16 protein-coding genes are annotated in these 18,745 nt (G+C 35.1%); 5 read left to right on the forward strand and 11 right to left on the reverse strand.

Annotation, left to right across the window (positions count from 1 at the left end):
• Positions 1-114 precede the first annotated feature (114 nt).
• The gene (locus DF185_RS20420; RefSeq protein WP_110363143.1) at positions 115-987 is read left to right on the forward strand and encodes a DMT family transporter; all 873 of its coding nucleotides are present in this window, start codon (positions 115-117) and stop codon (positions 985-987) included.
• On the opposite strand, the gene DF185_RS20425 is transcribed toward DF185_RS20420, so the two are convergent.
• Positions 988-2,340 (reverse strand): carboxypeptidase-like regulatory domain-containing protein, encoded by a 1,353-nt coding sequence (locus DF185_RS20425; protein ID WP_110363144.1) that lies wholly within the window; start codon positions 2,338-2,340, stop codon positions 988-990.
• Positions 2,330-2,920, reverse strand: coding sequence for an RNA polymerase sigma factor (locus tag DF185_RS20430; protein WP_110363145.1), 591 nt, complete (start codon positions 2,918-2,920; stop codon positions 2,330-2,332). The genes DF185_RS20425 and DF185_RS20430 overlap by 11 nt, the downstream gene beginning before the upstream one ends.
• Positions 2,921-3,062: 142 nt before the next feature.
• On the opposite strand from DF185_RS20430, the gene DF185_RS20435 reads away from it, so the two are divergent.
• Complete coding sequence (locus tag DF185_RS20435; RefSeq protein WP_110363281.1) at positions 3,063-4,901, forward strand: vWA domain-containing protein; 1,839 nt, start codon at positions 3,063-3,065, stop codon at positions 4,899-4,901.
• A 33-nt stretch (positions 4,902-4,934) separates the two neighbouring features.
• Positions 4,935-5,552, forward strand: coding sequence for a DEAD/DEAH box helicase (locus DF185_RS20440; protein WP_110363147.1), 618 nt, complete (start codon positions 4,935-4,937; stop codon positions 5,550-5,552).
• Between the two features lie 52 nt (positions 5,553-5,604).
• Here DF185_RS20440 and DF185_RS20445 read toward each other — a convergent pair whose 3' ends face one another.
• Positions 5,605-6,084 (reverse strand): Dps family protein, encoded by a 480-nt coding sequence (locus DF185_RS20445; RefSeq protein ID WP_110363149.1) that lies wholly within the window; start codon positions 6,082-6,084, stop codon positions 5,605-5,607.
• A gap of 275 nt (positions 6,085-6,359) precedes the next feature.
• Here DF185_RS20445 and DF185_RS20450 point away from each other — a divergent pair, with 275 nt between their 5' ends.
• Positions 6,360-6,818, forward strand: a complete 459-nt coding sequence (locus DF185_RS20450; protein WP_110363151.1) for a hypothetical protein — start codon at positions 6,360-6,362, stop codon at positions 6,816-6,818.
• 691 nt (positions 6,819-7,509) lie between these two features.
• Here the strand turns inward: DF185_RS20450 and DF185_RS20455 are convergent.
• The 8 genes from DF185_RS20455 to DF185_RS20490 form a co-directional block, all read right to left on the reverse strand.
• Positions 7,510-8,898, reverse strand: coding sequence for a C1 family peptidase (locus DF185_RS20455; RefSeq protein WP_110363153.1), 1,389 nt, complete (start codon positions 8,896-8,898; stop codon positions 7,510-7,512).
• A gap of 488 nt (positions 8,899-9,386) precedes the next feature.
• Positions 9,387-10,781 carry a dihydrolipoyl dehydrogenase gene (lpdA, locus tag DF185_RS20460; RefSeq protein ID WP_110363155.1) on the reverse strand — a complete coding sequence of 465 codons (1,395 nt, stop codon included), beginning with the start codon at positions 10,779-10,781 and terminating at the stop codon, positions 9,387-9,389.
• Positions 10,782-10,876: 95 nt separating this feature from the next.
• Complete coding sequence (locus DF185_RS20465) at positions 10,877-11,725, reverse strand: metal ABC transporter permease (RefSeq protein ID WP_110363157.1); 849 nt, start codon at positions 11,723-11,725, stop codon at positions 10,877-10,879.
• Between the two features lie 4 nt (positions 11,726-11,729).
• Entirely contained in the window at positions 11,730-12,458 is a 729-nt protein-coding gene (locus DF185_RS20470) for a metal ABC transporter ATP-binding protein (RefSeq protein ID WP_110363159.1), read from the reverse strand.
• Between the two features lie 14 nt (positions 12,459-12,472).
• A complete protein-coding gene (locus DF185_RS20475; protein ID WP_110363161.1) occupies positions 12,473-13,345 on the reverse strand; it encodes a metal ABC transporter solute-binding protein, Zn/Mn family in 873 nt (290 codons plus the stop codon).
• A gap of 210 nt (positions 13,346-13,555) precedes the next feature.
• Positions 13,556-14,650 carry a TlpA disulfide reductase family protein gene (locus tag DF185_RS20480; protein ID WP_110363163.1) on the reverse strand — a complete coding sequence of 365 codons (1,095 nt, stop codon included), beginning with the start codon at positions 14,648-14,650 and terminating at the stop codon, positions 13,556-13,558.
• Between the two features lie 92 nt (positions 14,651-14,742).
• Positions 14,743-15,870, reverse strand: coding sequence for a methylmalonyl Co-A mutase-associated GTPase MeaB (gene meaB, locus DF185_RS20485; protein ID WP_110363165.1), 1,128 nt, complete (start codon positions 15,868-15,870; stop codon positions 14,743-14,745).
• Positions 15,871-16,031: 161 nt separating this feature from the next.
• A complete protein-coding gene (locus tag DF185_RS20490) occupies positions 16,032-17,129 on the reverse strand; it encodes a DUF1573 domain-containing protein (protein WP_110363167.1) in 1,098 nt (365 codons plus the stop codon).
• 296 nt (positions 17,130-17,425) lie between these two features.
• On the opposite strand from DF185_RS20490, the gene DF185_RS20495 reads away from it, so the two are divergent.
• Positions 17,426-18,607: a M20 metallopeptidase family protein gene (locus tag DF185_RS20495; protein WP_110363169.1), complete on the forward strand. Its 1,182-nt coding sequence runs from the start codon at positions 17,426-17,428 to the stop codon at positions 18,605-18,607.
• Positions 18,608-18,745: the final 138 nt, after the last annotated feature.

Genomic DNA, 18,745 nt, shown 5'->3' on the forward strand with positions numbered 1-18,745 from the left:
AAGTGTACAATTAGGGAAATCATAACATTAAAATGTATAATGATTTCCTCATTAAAGTAATATTTGTTCCCCTAAGAAATTAGCGTATTTTTGGAGCTCCTAAAACTTAAAAACATGCACTGGAAAAAACCTTGGTTTCAACTTACTATCCTTATTCTATTGGCTTTCGTTTGGGGAAGTTCATTTATACTAATGAAAATAGGCTTGAAAAGTTTTAGCAGCGAACAAGCTGCTGGAATTAGAATGCTTTTGGCTTCACTTGTGCTACTTCCATATTCAATTAAAAATCTAAAGTTTCTTCAAAGAAAAGATTTACCAAGTTTACTTGTGGCAGGATTCATTGGTAGTTTCATTCCTGCATTTTTATTTACCAAAGCACAAACTCAAATTGATAGTGCTTTGGCTGGAATGCTAAATTCACTAACCCCACTTTTTACACTTTTAGTGGGAATTCTATTTTTTAAAACCAAATTTAAATGGTTGCAAACTATTGGTTTGATAGTAGGTTTAATAGGTGCTTTGGGTTTGATTACATCAGGAAAAGAGTTGAACTTTGGAAGTATAAATAGTTACGCCTTACTTATTGTATTGGCTACAACATTTTATGGTATCAACATTAATACGATCAAAGCCAAACTTTCACATTTATCGGGAGTTCAAATTACATCTCTTTCGTTTTTCTTTACGGGGCCAGCAGCTTTAATATATCTTTTAACAACCGATTTTCAACCTGTTTTTACTGTTCCTAATTGGCCAATTCATTTTCTTGCCTTAGCGGCATTGGGAATAATTGGTACAGCACTGGCCATGTTATTAATGAATAGCTTAATCAGACATATTTCTGCTGTTTATGCCTCTTCGGTTACATACGTCATTCCCATATTTGCAATCTTCTGGGGAGTAGTAGATGGAGAGAACATTACACTTCTGCATCTTGCATGTATGTCTGGAATTTTATTGGGTGTTTACCTGATCAACAAAAAGTAATTAATCAAAATTTATACGAAGCGTAAATCGAACTTTTGAGTCAATCAGAGAATTATTGGCTTCTGCTGGAATCCATTTTTCTCCAGTAGCAATGAGCTCTTTTATTTTCTCGGATAACTCAAAATTCTTATCTCCTTTAATCTTGATATCGCCTACAGTTCCCGAACTATGAACCATAAAGGACACTTTAAGCTTATATCTTCCAGTTAAATCATCTCTAAATTCTGATTGCAAAGCAGTGATTAAGTTTTTCTTGTAATCTGATAAATTTCTTGATTGAGTTGGTTGTGCTTTGTTCCAAGATGTAACAGGTTTATCCATTTCAACTTCTGCAACCGATCCTGTTGCAAAAGCCTCTTTCTTTTCGGATCCATATCCTGTAACAACAACTTCATTCATCTCTACAGCATCCTGTTCCAAAACAACAAGCAATGAATCAGCAATGTCTACTTGTTTGGTTTCAAAGCCAACAAAAGAAGCTGTCAGTTTATAGTTGGAATTGGTATCCGAAAGGCTCATCGCAAACTTCCCATCCAAATCTGTAAATGTTCCTTTATTGGTTCCTTTCACTACAATCATTACTCCAGGCATCGGAGTTTTTTCTTTATCCACAACGATACCAGAAATTTTTCTTGCATTTTCATCATTACCAATTGTTGCAAATCCTCTGATTCCAACTCCTGTATCCCTTTTGCTAGCAGCTACACCTGCTACTTTACCAGATAATGATTTTTCAATTTTATTACTAACAATTTTCGAAGTTGGATCCTCTTTCACTTTTATAGCTTTCAGAATTGGCTCACTCTTTTCGATCTCCTCATCTTTTATTTCCTCGGCAAATTGCAACTCTTTATCCTCCTCAACAGTTTGAACTTCAAAATCAGTAAGATCATCTTCTTTCTTTTCTACAGCCTCAACCTCATCTAATTCTTCTACTTGATGATCTTTCTTATCTTTTATGCTATCCTCTTTTATGATTGGGATGCTCTCAAACTTCTGTTTAGGTGTAGCTTGCTCAATATCCTGACTAACAAATTCATTTACACTTGGAGTTTGATTAATGTAATACAAAACAAAACTTAAACCCAGAATAACTACGATACTGGCAGCATAAGGCAACCAAACCACCCTTTTCTTTTGTTTCGATTGCGCTCTTCTTTCCAATCCAAACTTCAATTCTTCCAAGTCTTGCTCAATCTCCAATGAACTTAGCTTCGACAAGCCATCATAAGCATCACTTTCAAACTCATCCATCATTACAGATTTTTCAAAAGTATGCTTTTCCTTTTCGGTCATTTTATTCCCGAAATAGGCCAAAAATCGTTCATATGTCAATCTCAACTTAGACTTCATTTTGTTTGGCAAATTCTTCCATGCAAATTTTCAAATTCCTTTTCCCGTTTTGTATATAGCTTTTCACCTTTTTAACCGGATACTCCAATTGTTCCGATATTTCTTGATAACTCTGTTCTTCATAGTAAAACAACAAAATACATTTTTGCTGCTCTTCTTTTAACCTCTCAATACATCTTTTCAGATTTTGTTCCAGGTTTAAATCCGGCATCTCATCAATAGGATGCAAATAAGAAGAAGATTCCACAAATTGCGATTGTAAAAATTTGTCTGCCTGATTTTTCCGAGACTTTTGCTTTCTCAGTTGCATCAAGCAATAGTTCTTACAAACCACATACAACCACGGTTTAAAGTTCTGTATCTCAAATTTAGGGATTTCTGATATTAAGTGCTCAAAAATGGCATTTACTGCATCCTTTGCTCTTTCTCTGTCATGCAGATATTTTAAACACACACCATAAACCAAATGCATGTATCGGGAATAAAGTGCACCCAATTCCTCTAAATCGCCAGAATCAATATATGATTCCAACAACTCATGATCAGAGAGTTTATCGGGATTTCTTTTAGACCAAAACATTAAAATTTCTGGATTAATTATCAGACTTAATTCTTATGCTAGTTAAACATTTCAGAAAAAAGATGAAAGTTTTTTTATGGAATTTATTCTCGCCTTGCATCCTAATGACAAAGACGAACAGAAATCATTAAAAAATAGAATTATGAGAGCTATAACATTATTATTAGGATTGCTAGGAATAATAATTTCTACATCCCTTTCAGCAAAAACCATAAATGGTGTTGTTACAGATGAATCAAATCTTGCAATACCTGGAGTGAGTGTAATTATTAAAGGTACAACCAATGGAACTTCTACCAATATTGATGGCAAGTATACTATTGAAGTAGAAAAAGGTGATATTTTGATTTATTCTTTTGTTGGTATGATAAGTCAGGAAATTGAAATAACAGACCAATCAGTTATTAATGTTACCATGCGAGCAGAACATATTGGCGTAGATGAAGTCGTGGTTGTAGGTTTTTCAAAAAAGACAAAGAAAAGTTTTTCTGGCAGTGTGGCAGGAATTAGAATAAGAGGCGCAAGTTCCAGAAAAGCCAAAAGACATGCAATGGCATTTTGCGAATATGATATGGATTACAATACCGAAGGTTATTCTACTATTAATGAAAACAACTACAAAAATACAGTAGAAAGTCCTGTCTCAACTTTCTCTATTGATGTTGATGCAGCATCATATAGCAATGTTCGTAGATTTTTAACCAATGGTGAAAAACCTCCAATCGATGCCATACGAATTGAGGAAATGATTAATTACTTCAATTACCATTATGAGCAACCAAAGGGTGAACATCCTTTTGCCATTCATCATGAAATAGCTGAGTGCCCATGGAACAATGATAACCTGTTACTACATATTGGTCTACAAGGAAAAAAAATTGAAGCAGAAAACCTTCCAGCATCAAACCTGGTATTCTTGCTAGATGTATCCGGATCGATGAATTCACAAAACAAACTGCCATTATTAAAGAAAGCTTTTAAACTATTAATAAACCAATTGCGTCCCGAAGATAAAGTTGCCATTGTGGTATATGCTGGTAGTTCCGGATTGGTTTTACCATCTACTAATGGAAGCGAAAAAGAAGAAATCTTAAATGCATTAAATAAATTAAGTGCAGGAGGGTCAACTGCAGGAGCGGCTGGATTAAAACTAGCCTACAAAACTGCTCGCGAAAATTTCATCGATGGTGGAAACAATAGAATCATACTTGCTACCGATGGAGATTTTAATGTGGGTATTTCAAGCAATGCCGAAATGGAAAGACTCATTGAAAAAGAACGAAACAATGGTGTATTCATATCTGTATTGGGATTTGGTATGGGAAATTACAAGGATGATAAAATGGAAATTATTGCAGACAAAGGAAATGGTAATTATTCCTATATCGACAACATATTGGAAGCTAAAAAAGTTTTGGTAAACGAGTTTGGAGGAACGCTTCACACCATTGCAAAAGATGTAAAAATTCAGATTGAGTTTAATCCAGCAATTGTAGAAGAGTACCGATTAATTGGATACGAAAACAGAATGCTAAATAAGGAAGATTTTGATGATGACAAGAAGGATGCCGGCGAACTTGGTTCGGGACACAATGTAACTGCACTTTACGAGATTAAACTGGCAAAGAAAAAAAGGAAGAATCAAAACCTGAAATACCAGGATACAAAATTAAATGCCAAAGCTCTTTCTAAAGATGAAATTGCAAGTGTGAAGTTCCGATATAAAAATCCGAAAGGGAGAAAAAGCATTTTAATTACTGAAGAAATTCCTATGAATGTAAGCTCTGAACAAACTATTTCTGAAAACTTCCAGTTCTCTGCTGCTGTTGCTGGTTTTGGTTTATTGCTTCGCAAATCGAAACACAAAGGAAACTGTAATTACAAAATGCTGATTGATTTGGCGCAAAATTCAAAAGGCAAAGATGAAGAAGGATATCGAGGAGAATTCATCAGATTAATGAAATTGGCAAAACATTTGTAAATTTGCGACATTCAAACAAAAAGCAAAAAGAAGATGTTCTTAAAGAAATTAGATCAACATTTATTGGAAGCCATAGAAGAATATGGCTTTGAGACACCTACAAAAATTCAAAAACAAAGTATTTCAAAAATAAAAAGCGGTGTTGATTTAATGATTCGTGCCGATGAAAAAAGTGGTAAATCATCTACCATTGTAATTGGTGTAATTCAACAATTAAAGTCGGAATTCGAAGATGTACCAAGAGCTTTAATCATTGTTTCTAGTAGAGAAAAATCTATTGAGATGAAGGAACAATTTGAGGCATTGGGACAAAATACCGATTTAAGAGTGTTTTGCGAAGGCGATGCGGGAAACCTTCACGATTTAAGGGATAAGATATATGCCGGTTCCGATGTTGTAATTGCAACAGCAAAAAAATTGAATGAATTGTATTCTTTTAGCGGAATTAATCTGAACAATTTAAAAATGTTCATCATCGATGATGGCGAACTAATTATGAGAGATCAGATTTTGTCTGAAATCAACAGGCTGGCTCCATACATTCCAAAGTCACAAAGAATTGTATTCTGTGAAAGATTTACGGTTCAAATGGATAAATTCATGGATGAGAATATGAATTTCCCAATAGTATTGGATTTTGAGAACGAATAAAAAAAATAAAGCCTCCAGAATCTGGAGGCTTTCTCATTTCCTAAAATTACTATTACTTCAAGTATGCTTTTAGCATCCAATTAATTTTTTCCAAATACGAGATGTAAGCAGGCAAAATATCTAAAGTTCCTTCGTCCTCATTTTCGTTTGCCTCAGCAATTACATTTCTAACTTTTTCAATTAAGATATCATGAGCATTCACCACCTGTTGTACCATTTCCTCTCCGCTTGTATTAGAGTTTGCCTCCTTAATGGTTGAAATTGCCACATAATCGGAATAGTTTCCTAATGGATGACCATCTAAAGTTAAGATACGCTCTGCAACTTCATCAACTTTATCACTTGCATCAGTATACAACTCTTCAAATTTTGCATGCAATTCGAAGAAAGCACGTCCTCTTACATTCCAGTGAAAATTTCTTAGGTTTTGATAATACAACTGGTAGTTTGCCAATAAAATTTGTAACTGCTCAACTTCTCTTTCGTTTGCTGTTAACTCAACTGTTGCTTGATTCTCTTTCAGATTTTTCATGATTCTTATTTTTTAATTATTGATTTGTCATTTTCTTTGATACAAATATCGATAACTAGAAATAAGAGAATCTTATCGACTTATAAGTTTAATTTATCAATCATTCTTCCCAATTGTGGCACCATTATTGCAAAATCATGTCCTTAATGAATAATTTTGCTTATCTGAACAAAAAATTTTGTTTAATTAACATGATTTCAAAAACTATTTTTTAGTTTAGAGGCTCTTTTTAAAATCCTACTAATAATTATAAACCAGTAAATTAATTACCAAACATGAAAAAATTATTGTTACTTTTCATTATTGCCTGTGGGCTTTTTATCGATGCTAGTGCACAATCATACGAGTACAAAGTAATCACTACAGTAGAATCTATCGTTCCAATGGGTATCGGTCGTTCTAGAATTATCGAAGAGAAGTCTCCAATTGATGCAAAAGCATTTACAACCGAAAGAACCGACGGTAAAAAGAGCAAGCAGAAAGATGTAAAAAGATCTGATGCTAAAGTAAGCTTGTTTGCAGAAACAAAACTATTGAACTTCTACAGTATTGCAGGTATCAATTTCCAAAACATTGCTTCTAACGATGCATTGATTTCATCTAAAATCAACAGTATGGTTGAACAAGGTTTCGAATTGGCTTTCGTTACCAGTGGTGTAGAAAGTGATAGTGGTAAAGGTGATGGAAAAGGAATCTTTATTACTCGCTTTATTTTCAAGAGATTGAAGCAGTAATTTTAGAAAAATATTTACAGCTAAGCCTCGAACAATGTTCGGGGCTTTTTTTGGATCATCTCGTCAATCAACTGACGGGCTTATTTTTTTGGAAAAATGAACTCCTGAACCAATTCAGGGGCTTCTTTTTTGGGAAAACGATCTCCTCAGCCAATTCAGGAGCTTCTTTTTTGAGAAAATGATCTCCTCAGCCAATTCAGGAGCTTCTTTTTTGGGAAAACGATCTCCTCAGCCAATTCAGGAGCTTCTTTTTTGAGAAAATGATCTCCTCAGCCAATTCAGGAGCTTCTTTTTTGAGAAAATGATCTCCTCAGCCAATTCAGGAGCTTCTTTTTTGAGAAAATGATCTCCTCAGCCAATTGAGGAGCTTCTTTTTTGAGAAAATGATCTCCTCAACCAATTGAGGAGCTTCTTTTTTGGAAAAATGACCTCCTCAGCCAATTGAGGAGCTTCTTTTTTGGAAAAATGACCTCCTCAGCCAATTGAGGAGCTTCTTTTTTGGGAAAACGACTTCCTCAGCCAATTGAGGAGCTTCTTTTTTGGGAAAACGACTTCCTCAGCCAATTGAGGAGCTTCTTTTTTGGGAAAATGAGCTCTTCAGCCAACTGAAGAGCATATATAACAATCAGAATAGAATAAAAAAAAGGTGTTCTCCTATAGAAAACACCCTTCCTTATATCTTACAAGCAGTTTAGAACATATAATCCCAAACTGGCAATTGTACAGGTTTGCTTTCTGAAGCCTTTTTAGCTTTTTCATCTAAATACTTCTTGTTGATTACAACACGGAACATGTAAGCATCGAACCATGCATCAGTGAAAGTGATGTAACCATTGTGACCAGAACCTGATCCCCATGAGTTTTCGAACTCCCATTTTACAGGCTTTTCGTTCGCGTCAACATCAACACCAACCAATGCCATAGCATGTGAAGAACCAGACTGACGAGTTAAGACTCTAGCTTTTTTGTCCATATCGAACTCAACTCCCAACAAAGAAGCGTAATCGTAAGTATTTACATCCATTACACCAGTCTTACGATTGTGTTGCTTACCCACATCACATGATGCATACATTGCCTCGTTATTCTTGATAGAAGCCAATGCAAACTTCTTGATATCTTCATTTGGCAAGTTCAAGTAGGTCCAGTTAACACCTTCTGAAACGTTTCTGTAATTCTTTATTTCATAAACTTTATAATACTCACGAGTAGGATCGTTCATGATCATTACCATTTCGATATCAGCATATCCAGGAGCAACCTCTTCTAAAAATTGTAGTGGAGTGTATGTTTTGCTTTCGCTGATATTTCCTTTCGAATCCTTAAATCTCCATTCGAAATTTACTGGCGGTTCACCTAAACCTAAAGCAAGCATTCTGTAAATTGATTTTAACGCTTCTACTTTAGCAGCTTCCAATTTCTTTGCTGATGCCTTTTCAGCAGCCAACATTCTTAGCTTGTAACCTTCTCCTCTTAGTTTCTCATTCAACAAGCTACCAATTTCACGTGTTTTGTTACTCACTTTTGTTTCAGGCATCACCTCAGCAGGAACAACTCCATACTTTTTAGCCACATTGTAGAATGAGTTCCATACTCCACCATCACCAACAGGCGACTTAAAGTAAGTTACTACTTCACGATCATCCATATCACGATCGGCAGTTGCAATAATATTTTCAAGGAACAAGTTCGATTTCTCAAACATATCCCAGAAATAATTGTAGTTGTGAGAAAAATCAAATGCATTCAAATTGAATTTCTTCATCGCATTTGGACGAATGGTATTCATAGAAGTAAACATCCAACATCTTCCTGAACTTTCCTGATCAGTAATCCCTTTTACATCCACTCTGTATTTAAAGTAATGATCGGTATTACCAATTTTTGATCTGTTCAAAGATAATTCTCTAATGCTTTCAGTATTTGTAATCGCGTTTTGGATTGCTTGTGTATTTGCATCTAACTTAAAGCTTGAACGAATCTCTTCAAGTGTTTTTGCATCTACAGATCCTGATTTCTGAGCTTGTGATACTCCTGTTAATGCCAATAGCATTGCAGGAACCAATAATAACTTTCTCATCTGTATTGTTTGTTTTAGTAGGTTGTATAAATTGTCCACGCAAACTTAAAAATTTAATTAGGAAACAAGAACGTTATATAGCAGGTTAGATCAATAAATCTTAAAATATTTTTGGAGTAAAAACTCCACAACTTAACAATTGCTTCTACATCATAACATGTGTTACTCAATACTTCTAACTAAAATATTTTTTTATAGCTCAAGCCGCAAGGCTCTTACTTTCTGCATTGATCAGAAAGTAAGCAAAGAATCTAGGACGTGTAAGCACAAACTACTTCTACTTGAAAACTTTAAGTGCAACGGAGTGATCTTCGAACAAGTTCTCAGCTTCTCCGTTTTACTATAAGTTATTCTGCGTATAAATAGCTTGTCCTTCCAATGTCCAACAAGCCTAGTCAACAGGTAGAATAAAAAAACCCGAGGCAAAACCTCGGGCTATATTATTTTAAACTTCAAGTCTCTGTAACTTGATGCTTGTTTCTTGTAGTTTAAATATGAATCACCTCATCGTAAGCAGCAGCTGCAGCTTCCATTACCGCCTCTGACATGGTTGGGTGAGGGTGAATTGCTTTGATCAATTCGTGACCTGTAGTTTCTAATTTACGAGCAACGATCAACTCTGCAATCATTTCGGTTACGTTAGCACCTACCATATGAGCACCTAGTAACTCGCCATATTTTGCATCGAATACCAACTTCACGAAACCTTCGTTAGCACCTGCAGCACTTGCCTTACCTGAAGCTGAGAATGGGAATTTACCAATCTTCACTTCATGACCAGCATCTTTTGCAGCTTGTTCGGTCATACCCATCGAAGCTACTTCAGGAACTGTGTATGTACATCCAGGAATGGTAGTATAATCGATAGGCTCAACCTTCATACCTGCAATTTTCTCTACACAAGTAATTCCTTCAGCCGAAGCAACGTGTGCCAAAGCAGGCCCCTTCACGATATCACCAATCGCGTAAACACCTTCAACATTTGTGCGGTAGAAATCATCAACAATAACACGTCCGTTTTCGGTTGCGACACCTACTTCTTCAAGACCAATGCCTTCAGTATTTGGAGTAATACCTACAGCCGAAAGAACAACTTCACACTCGTGAACTTCCATATCACCTTTCTTGTTCTTGATATTTACTTTAAGGTTTCCTTCTTCACCTTCTACCGACTCTACAGTAGACTTGGTCATCACCTTAATTTTGTTCTTTTTGAAAGAACGTCCCATTTGCTTCGATACTTCTTCATCTTCAATAGGAAGGATATTTGGCATGAACTCTACCAAAGTTACCTTAGTTCCCATAGTTGAATAGAAGTAAGCAAACTCAGATCCAATTGCACCAGATCCAACAACAATCATCGACTTAGGTAATTTCTCAAGCGTTAATGCTTTTCTGTAACCAATGATTCTTTTTCCATCTTGTGGAAGGTTTGGCAACTCACGAGAACGAGCTCCTGTAGCCAAAATAATATGTTTTGCTTCGTAAGTAGTTTTGCTTCCATCTTCAGCCGAAACTTCAACTTGTTTGTTACCAACTAGCTTACCAAAACCGTTTAGAACTTCAATTTTATTCTTTTTGAAAAGATACTGAATACCACCGCTCATCTTTTCAGCCACACCGCGGCTACGAGCAACAACCTTTTCAAAATCAGCTTTTACTTCACCATCAACAGCCAAACCGTAATCTCCGGCATGCTTCATGTATTCAAATACTTGTGCAGATTTCAACAAAGATTTGGTAGGGATACAACCCCAGTTCAAACAAATACCACCCAATTCTGCACGTTCTACAACTGCTACTTTCATTCCCAATTGTGAAGCACGAATGGCAGCCACGTATCCACCAGGACCACTTCCTACTACTATTAAATCGTAACTCATTTTTATTTTGTTGTTTATGTTAGTACAAATTTCGCTCTGCTAATTTAATACAGATACTTTATATATTAATTCATTGATAGAAAAATTCTTCTATCCTATTTTGTTTGTTTAATTCCTTCTCTTCTTCTAATAGCCATTAGTGATAATTGCACCAACTTGGCAATCACAAACAGCATTACAAAAGAGAATATAATGGTTGCTCCCGATGGTGCATTTATTTTATACGAAACCAGTAAACCAATGAAAGAACCTAACAAACCAAAACCGATTGAACCAAAAATCATTCTTTTAAAATCTTTGGTAAACATGTTGGCAATGGTTTGAGGTATGGTTAAGAACGAAATCACAAGTATGATTCCAACCACACGAATATTCAACACAATTGCCAGAGCAACAAGCGCAATCATCAGATAACTGATAAACTGAACGGGAATACGCTGTGTTTTAGCAAATTCTTCATCAAAGGCTACATACAATATTGGTTTCAAAAACATGGCAAAAACAAGAATTGTTAAAATGCTTAAGCCCAACAGAAGGTACAAGTCCAGACTGCTAACTGTAAGTATATTTCCAAACAGAAAACTCATTAGGTTGGGTGCATATCCAGGAGTCATGTATATAAAAATGATTCCCAATGCCATTCCCAATGCCCACAATATTCCAATGACAGAATCTTGTCGTACATCGGTTTTTTTCGATAACCATTCAATTCCAAAAGCGGATAGAACACCAAATAATGCAGCTCCCAAAATTGGATTCAATCCCATGTACCAGGCAATTCCAATTCCTCCAAAAGAAGCGTGGGTAATTCCACCACTAATAAATACAATGCGACGTGCAACAATGTATGAGCCAATAATTCCGCAAGTAATGCTAGCCATTATTGCAGCAAATACTGCATTATTAAAAAATTGATATTGAAATAATTCAAATATAGAGTTCATATTACTAATGATGCTTTAGTACGCGATGCGGAACTTCTCCGTGAGTGATTAAATCGATAGGACAATTGTATGCTTTTAATTGTTCTTGCGATATGATATTGGAATCGTGATAACACAATGTTTGATTTACACAAGCAATGGTTTTTACATGAGAACAAATGGTACCCACATCATGCGATACAATGATAATGGCCATGTGATCATTCAAATTGTCCAAAATATCATACAGTTCCAATTCAAAATTACTATCTACATATGTATTTGGCTCATCTAGAATCAACAATTGTGGATCAGAAATAATTGCTCTGCACAAAAAAACCCTCTGCAGTTGTCCGCCCGAAAGTTCTCCAATGTTCTTATTCTTGAGGTGAAGAATACCCATTTGATCCATCAATTCATTCGCACGCTTGCTATTCTCCGGACTATATCTTCCAAATAATTTCTTTACGCCCATCAAACCAGATAAAACCACATCTCGAACAGAAATTGGAAATTTTTTATCAATTTGATTGATTTGAGGCAAATAACCAATCGTGCTTCCATTCACATGCATTTCTCCACTTATCGGTTTTAAAATGCCAAGAATCACTTTCAACAAAGTAGTTTTTCCACCTCCATTGGGCCCAATGATTCCAACAAAATCATTTTGATTCACTACCAGGTCGACATCTTTCAATACCAGATTGTCATCGTAGGCTGCATTTATGGATTTCAGTTCCAGAAGTTTGTTCATCTTCGTTTTTGAGTTTAAGCCTCACCTTTTAAATGATTGATAATGCTTTTCATTTCAGCCATCCAATCTTCATTCAAAGGATCAATTTGAATTACCTCAGCCTTAATCTCCTTTGCAATGACCTCAGCATTTTCTTTATTGAATTGCTTCTGAATGAAAACAACCTTAATATCATGTTTTTCAGCCTCACCAATTAAATGTTGCATATGAGCTGGTGATGGCTCTTTACCATGCAGCTCAATTGGAATCTGATTCAAACCATAATCGCGAGCCAAATAGGTTAATGCAGGATGGAAAATCATAAATGATTTATGCTCTGCTTCTGCAAAAACTTCTGCTGATTTTTTATCTAACATTTCCAATTCTGAAAGGAACTGATCCAAGTTCTTTTTATAAGTTTCCTTTTTCTCTGGAGCCAATTCTACTATACCTGCATATAAATTCTTCACAATTTGAATTACTGCTTTTGGCGAAGACCAAGTATGAGGATCAATACCTCCCTCATGAAAATGGTCGCCATGCTGAACCTCTGGTCCACGCACTAACTCAATTCCTTTGGAAAGGTTGTATACTTTTATTTCCCCTGCTGCTTCAATCATGTTGTTCATCCAAGTATTTTCGAAAGGAATATGTCCTATTTTAAAGTATGCAACCGATTTTGCGACCTGCTCCATTTGCATAGGAGTTGGTTCATAGGTTGCAGGACTACCTCCTGGGGGAATCAAAATATTTACCTGAAAATCATTACCTGCAATTCGTTCCACAAAATATTTTTGAGGTAGAATACTAACCGAAATCTGATTTTCTACTTTTTTAGCTTGCTTAGGTTGGCAAGAGTAAATTCCGAACATCAATACGGAAACAATAAGAATGTTAACAAATCTCATTTGTCTATAGAATTAATTTATTTAGATCTGATTTAAATAGCAAAAGTAAATATTTTTTCGAATCAACAATTGAAATCCATGTTAAAAATGACTTAAAGCACAGCTGTTTTATTGCATGATTCAGAATATTGAATTTACTCAAATTACTATTACAAACAAAAAGCCCGACAGAAAGAATCTGTCGGGCTAATCTTAATATCTTAAAATATACTATTGAAGTAATTTTTCAATTTCTACTTTCAATTCAGCACTTCTTAAGTTTTTAGCTACAATTACACCATTTTGGTCTACAAGTACAGTAGCAGGAATACTATTAATTCCATATTTTTTACCAGCTTTTGAATTCCACCCCTGAAGGTCAGATACATGTTTCCATACCAAACCATCATCTTCAATAGCTTTCAACCATTTTTCTTTATTATCATCCAAAGAAACACCTAAGAATTCAACTCCTTTTTCGTTAACTTCTTTATACAACTCAACCATATGCGGATTTTCTCTTCTACAAGGACCACACCATGATGCCCAAAAGTCGATAACAACAACTTTTCCTTTCAATGAAGAAAGGCTAAAAGGAGTTTCTTCAGGAGTATTCAAAGTAAAATCAGGAGCTACTTTACCAACAGCTACACTACTTAAAATGTCAATCTTATCCTTAATTTTAACACCATAAATAGAAGCTTTAACATTTTCAGGCATTGCATTGTACATTTCTTCCATCTTTGGAAGCTCCATTCCTCCAGTCATTCTATATTTAATAAAACCAGAAACAACAGATGCAGCATTGTTCTTTAAGAATTCATCTGTTACCTCTTTGATTTCTTGTTGCATAACCTCATCAACCTTAATGATAGAATCCATTTTCACCTGATCTTGAGCATTTCTGGCAGCCATATACTCTTTACGAAGATTCATGCCTTTTTCATTAAAAACTTTTTGTGATTCTTTGTAAGCTGCGAACACATCTTGTTCTGCAGAACCTACCACTTTAGCTTCAGCCAATTTTTCAACATCTGCATTAATGTTGATATTAGAGTTTTCTATAAAAAATTGAAGTGCTTCTTTTTTACCATCCAATTGAATAAAATATCTTTGAGGAGAAGCTACAGTTCCTACAAATTCAAAAACGCCTTCCTTTAACTCTGCCGAATCAATCTTCACCAATTTATTATCCTGAACTTTTGAAAGATATACTTTACCTTCTGTTTGTCCTGATATATTTCCTGTTAGCTTAAATTGTTCACCTTGATTACAAGAAGTAAAAAATAAACCAATCGCTGATATGGCGATAAATAACTTTTTCATGTGTACGGTATTTTGTGTGTTAATAATTATGAATTCCTAAATCTACCAAAAATAAACGCGTAATCGAAACGATTTTCGACATACATATCGATTTACTCTTTATTCTTGATATCCTGAAAATAGGCATCCAATAATTTAAATGCAGCAACAAAAGAACTCATTTCATCATTTAAAACTTTATTTTCAAAATCAGGAATCTGATCTTTAATCAACTGTTTCTGGTAAAAACCATCTTTTAATTGTTCATTAATGGTTTCATACATCCAGTATTTGGCTTGCTCACTTCTTCTTTGTTCAAAGTACCCATTTTGCTGTGTATGGCTGCAATAATCCATAATGGTATCCCAAATATTATCAATACCAGTTTTTTCAATTGCTGAACAGGTTAAAACTTTTGGCGACCAACCTGAAGGCGATTGTGGAAACAAATGAAGCGCATTCTCGAATTGTACTCTTGCCAATTGTGCCTTGTGCACATTATTTCCATCAGCCTTGTTAATGGAAATTAAATCTGCCATTTCCATAATTCCTCGCTTGATTCCTTGCAACTCATCTCCAGCACCTGCAATTTTTATCAAAAGAAAGAAATCTACCATAGAGTGAACTGCAGTTTCCGATTGTCCAACCCCAACAGTTTCAATTAAAATAGTATCAAAGCCGGCAGCCTCACATAAAATTAAACTTTCACGGGTTTTACGAGCAACACCACCTAAGGATCCTGCCGATGGAGAAGGACGAATGTAAGCGTTTTGGTCTACAGAAAGTTCTTCCATCCTGGTTTTATCACCCAAGATACTTCCTTTACTTCTTTCACTACTTGGATCAATAGCCAAAACTGCCAACTTGTGTCCTTGCCCAGTTACATGCTTCCCGAAGGCTTCAATAAAAGTACTCTTTCCTGCTCCTGGAACACCAGTAACCCCAATGCGAACAGATTTTCCAGAATACGGCAAACATTTTTCAATAATTTCCTGAGCAATTTTTTGATGTTCATATTTCGAACTCTCAATTAATGTAATTGCCTGACTCAAGATACCTCTATCTCCATCTAATATTCCTTTTACGTAATCATCGATAGAATATTTTTTGCGCTTATTTTTTAAACGCTCTGCTATTCGAGGATTGATTGAAGGAGGTTGAGAAATTCCTGAATTTACTTGTAATCCCTTATATGAAGGATCATTCTCAATATGACCCTGTTTTTTATTTTTATCTGACATGACTCATTGATCTAATTGTTCTGTATGCGAAGTTATAAATTTAGTAATTAAGCCATCTGTAAACATCAAGAAAAGTGAATATGTTTGTTAGCAACTCTAAATTCAGAGCATAAAAAAAGCCTCTCAGAAACTGAAAGGCTGATTTTCATGAAATATTTTACTTAGCTCTTAGGCATGATAACATTACCTCTCACTCTTAATTGAACTGCAGAATGAAGAGGATCATTCGTAATTACAGTAATCAATTTGTTTTGACGTCCTCTTTTCCCTCTCGAATTAAAGACAACTTTAATTTCTGTTTCTTCTCCTGCTTTAACAATTTTTGCCTGAGGAGCAATGGCAGTACAACCACAAGAAGCTTTTGTTTTACGTATGATTAAATCAGAAGCTCCATTATTTTTCATAGTAAAAATATGCTCGGCATTCTGTCCCTGAGTTAGTTCTCCAAAATCAAAAACTTTTTCGGTGAACTCAACCTTAGGAGCATCCTTTTTTTCTGCGTCTGTTAATCTTTCGAAATCTTCAACAATATTTGCACTTACAATAATTCGTTGACCAGGCTTATGCTTTTGATTCACGATTAGATCCATATAATCTGTTACGAATCCCCAATCATTTTTCTTTGTTCCATCGTATAAGGCAACAATTTTACCTTTTTGCTTAGGAGCCAATTTTTCAGGGACCATTTTTAATTGTAAATGTGCAGGCATTCTTTTAAAAGCAATACTTATTTCTTCATTGCTATCATTATACACCTCTATTGAACCCTCTTTAATCTCAGTGTTTTTAACTTTTGTTAGCGATAAGTGATTATTCTTTAATCGCAAGCCTTCCATCAATCTTGGATAAAGATCAGCTACAGTTTTAACTCTAGGTGTTACCTTTCCTTTAATTCTTAGTATGGTAATTGAAGGATTGGTATTCGCAGTTATCGTAATAGATTTGTTAAAAGGCCCTGGACGGTTTTTAGGATCAAAAGTAGCCTTAATAAAGCCTTTTTGTCCCGGAGCTACTGGCTTCTTTGTCCAATCGGGAGAAGTGCAACCGCAAGATGAACGAACCTGATTAATAATAATAGGCTGTTTTCCTTCATTTACAAATTCAAAAGAGTAAACTTGTTTCCCCAACTCTTCTTTAAAAGTTCCAAAATCGTGTGTTTTAGAAGCGAATTTCATTACTGGCTTCGTATTTTGTGCATTTGCAAATGATACACATCCACAAAGAACTACTGCCAACAAGAAAATTATTTTTCTATTCATAACTTACTAATATTTTTTATCAACTTTTGTTTAATACGATAAAGTCTCTAAAGGGTTTATTTTTTTTCTGAAAAATTCAGAAATCATACAAAATTAAGCATTTTTAATCGATTACCATACGAAATATAGTTAAATACTTGTTAAGCACATTATACTCTCCCGAACACACTAAGCAATTCAATAACCATACCAATTGCCATGAATTATAAAGTATTGTTAGCTTTGTATGAAAGTAATAAGCTGAGCTCAATTAAAATGTTTATTTTCGAGATAAAATACATTCATTAACCACAACTATGACCAATTTCAAAAATCAAATACAAAAATTTGCACAATCAATCGAGAGCGAAATTATCGGTATCCGTGCTCATTTGCATCAAAATCCAGAATTATCATTCGAAGAATTTAAAACTTCAGAATACATCCAGGCAAAACTTGATGAATATGGGATTCCATATACCAATGGATTCGTAAAAACAGGTATTGTCGGAAAAATTGAAGGGAAAAATCCATCGAAAAAAGTAATTGCATTGCGTTCTGATATGGATGCATTGCCCATTAATGAAAATCCTGAAAATAAATATTGCTCCCAAAATAATGGTGTAATGCATGCCTGTGGACACGATATGCACATGGCAAGCTTGTTGGGTGCTGCAAAAATCTTACACCAATTTAAATCAGAATGGGAAGGTACAGTCCTATTGATTTTTCAACCTGGAGAAGAGTTATTGCCAGGCGGAGCCAGGTTAATGATGGAGGAAGGTGCTTTACAACCAGAACCTGAGTGGATTCTTGGAGCTCATGTTCTGCCAGATATGCCTACAGGAACCGTAGGATTCAGGTCAGGAATGTACATGGCTTCGGGAGATGAAATTTACCTAACAGTTAAAGGCAAAGGTGGACATGCTGCCATGCCTCATCTATGTACCGATAATGTTTTAATTGCATCACACATTATTCTAGCTCTTCAGCAAATCGTAAGTCGTCATTGCGATGCCAGAATTCCAACTGTACTATCATTTGGAAAAATTGAAGCCAATGGAGCTACGAATATTATTCCTGGAGAAGTGAAAATTGCTGGTACATTCAGAACCATGAATGAAGAGTGGAGAGCTAAGGCCAAGCAATTAATTACTGATATTGCACAATCTACAGCAAAAGGAATGGGAGCTGAATGTGAAGTTGATATCAAACACGGCTATCCATTTTTGGTAAATCACGAAAAATTTACCGATCAGGCAAAAGCTGATGCCATTTCTCTAATTGGAGAAGATAGAGTTGTAAATATGGATATTAGAATGACGACTGAAGATTTTGGTTTTTATTCTCAAAAGTATCCTGTTACTTTTTATCGATTTGGAGTTAAGTCTGATAAGGAAGGATCATTGCATACCCCAAATTTTGAAGCGAACGAAAAAGCCTTAAAAACCTCTATGAGCGTAATGGCCTGGATGGCAATATCCTATTTGAACAAATAGCTTATTTTTCTGATTTAATTGTAAAAATAAAAGACCCAATCATCTTTAATACTGTAAATTAGATTTGATATTTTGTTATTGTTCATTATTTAATCTCTTTTAAAATAGCGTAAATACTGCAACAATTGTTTTAGCTTT

It is taken from the genome of Marinifilum breve (assembly GCF_003202155.1).
Lineage (GTDB): Bacteria > Bacteroidota > Bacteroidia > Bacteroidales > Marinifilaceae > Marinifilum > Marinifilum breve.

Coding starts and splice junctions, on each gene's coding strand:
- DF185_RS20420 (WP_110363143.1), top strand. CDS start 115: ATGCACTGGAAAAAACCTTGGTTTCAACTTACTATCCTTATTCTATTG.
- DF185_RS20425 (WP_110363144.1), bottom strand. CDS start 2,340: ATGAAGTCTAAGTTGAGATTGACATATGAACGATTTTTGGCCTATTTC.
- DF185_RS20430 (WP_110363145.1), bottom strand. CDS start 2,920: ATGTTTTGGTCTAAAAGAAATCCCGATAAACTCTCTGATCATGAGTTG.
- DF185_RS20435 (WP_110363281.1), top strand. CDS start 3,063: ATGAGAGCTATAACATTATTATTAGGATTGCTAGGAATAATAATTTCT.
- DF185_RS20440 (WP_110363147.1), top strand. CDS start 4,935: ATGTTCTTAAAGAAATTAGATCAACATTTATTGGAAGCCATAGAAGAA.
- DF185_RS20445 (WP_110363149.1), bottom strand. CDS start 6,084: ATGAAAAATCTGAAAGAGAATCAAGCAACAGTTGAGTTAACAGCAAAC.
- DF185_RS20450 (WP_110363151.1), top strand. CDS start 6,360: ATGAAAAAATTATTGTTACTTTTCATTATTGCCTGTGGGCTTTTTATC.
- DF185_RS20455 (WP_110363153.1), bottom strand. CDS start 8,898: ATGAGAAAGTTATTATTGGTTCCTGCAATGCTATTGGCATTAACAGGA.
- lpdA (WP_110363155.1), bottom strand. CDS start 10,781: ATGAGTTACGATTTAATAGTAGTAGGAAGTGGTCCTGGTGGATACGTG.
- DF185_RS20465 (WP_110363157.1), bottom strand. CDS start 11,725: ATGAACTCTATATTTGAATTATTTCAATATCAATTTTTTAATAATGCA.
- DF185_RS20470 (WP_110363159.1), bottom strand. CDS start 12,458: ATGAACAAACTTCTGGAACTGAAATCCATAAATGCAGCCTACGATGAC.
- DF185_RS20475 (WP_110363161.1), bottom strand. CDS start 13,345: ATGAGATTTGTTAACATTCTTATTGTTTCCGTATTGATGTTCGGAATT.
- DF185_RS20480 (WP_110363163.1), bottom strand. CDS start 14,650: ATGAAAAAGTTATTTATCGCCATATCAGCGATTGGTTTATTTTTTACT.
- meaB (WP_110363165.1), bottom strand. CDS start 15,870: ATGTCAGATAAAAATAAAAAACAGGGTCATATTGAGAATGATCCTTCA.
- DF185_RS20490 (WP_110363167.1), bottom strand. CDS start 17,129: ATGAATAGAAAAATAATTTTCTTGTTGGCAGTAGTTCTTTGTGGATGT.
- DF185_RS20495 (WP_110363169.1), top strand. CDS start 17,426: ATGACCAATTTCAAAAATCAAATACAAAAATTTGCACAATCAATCGAG.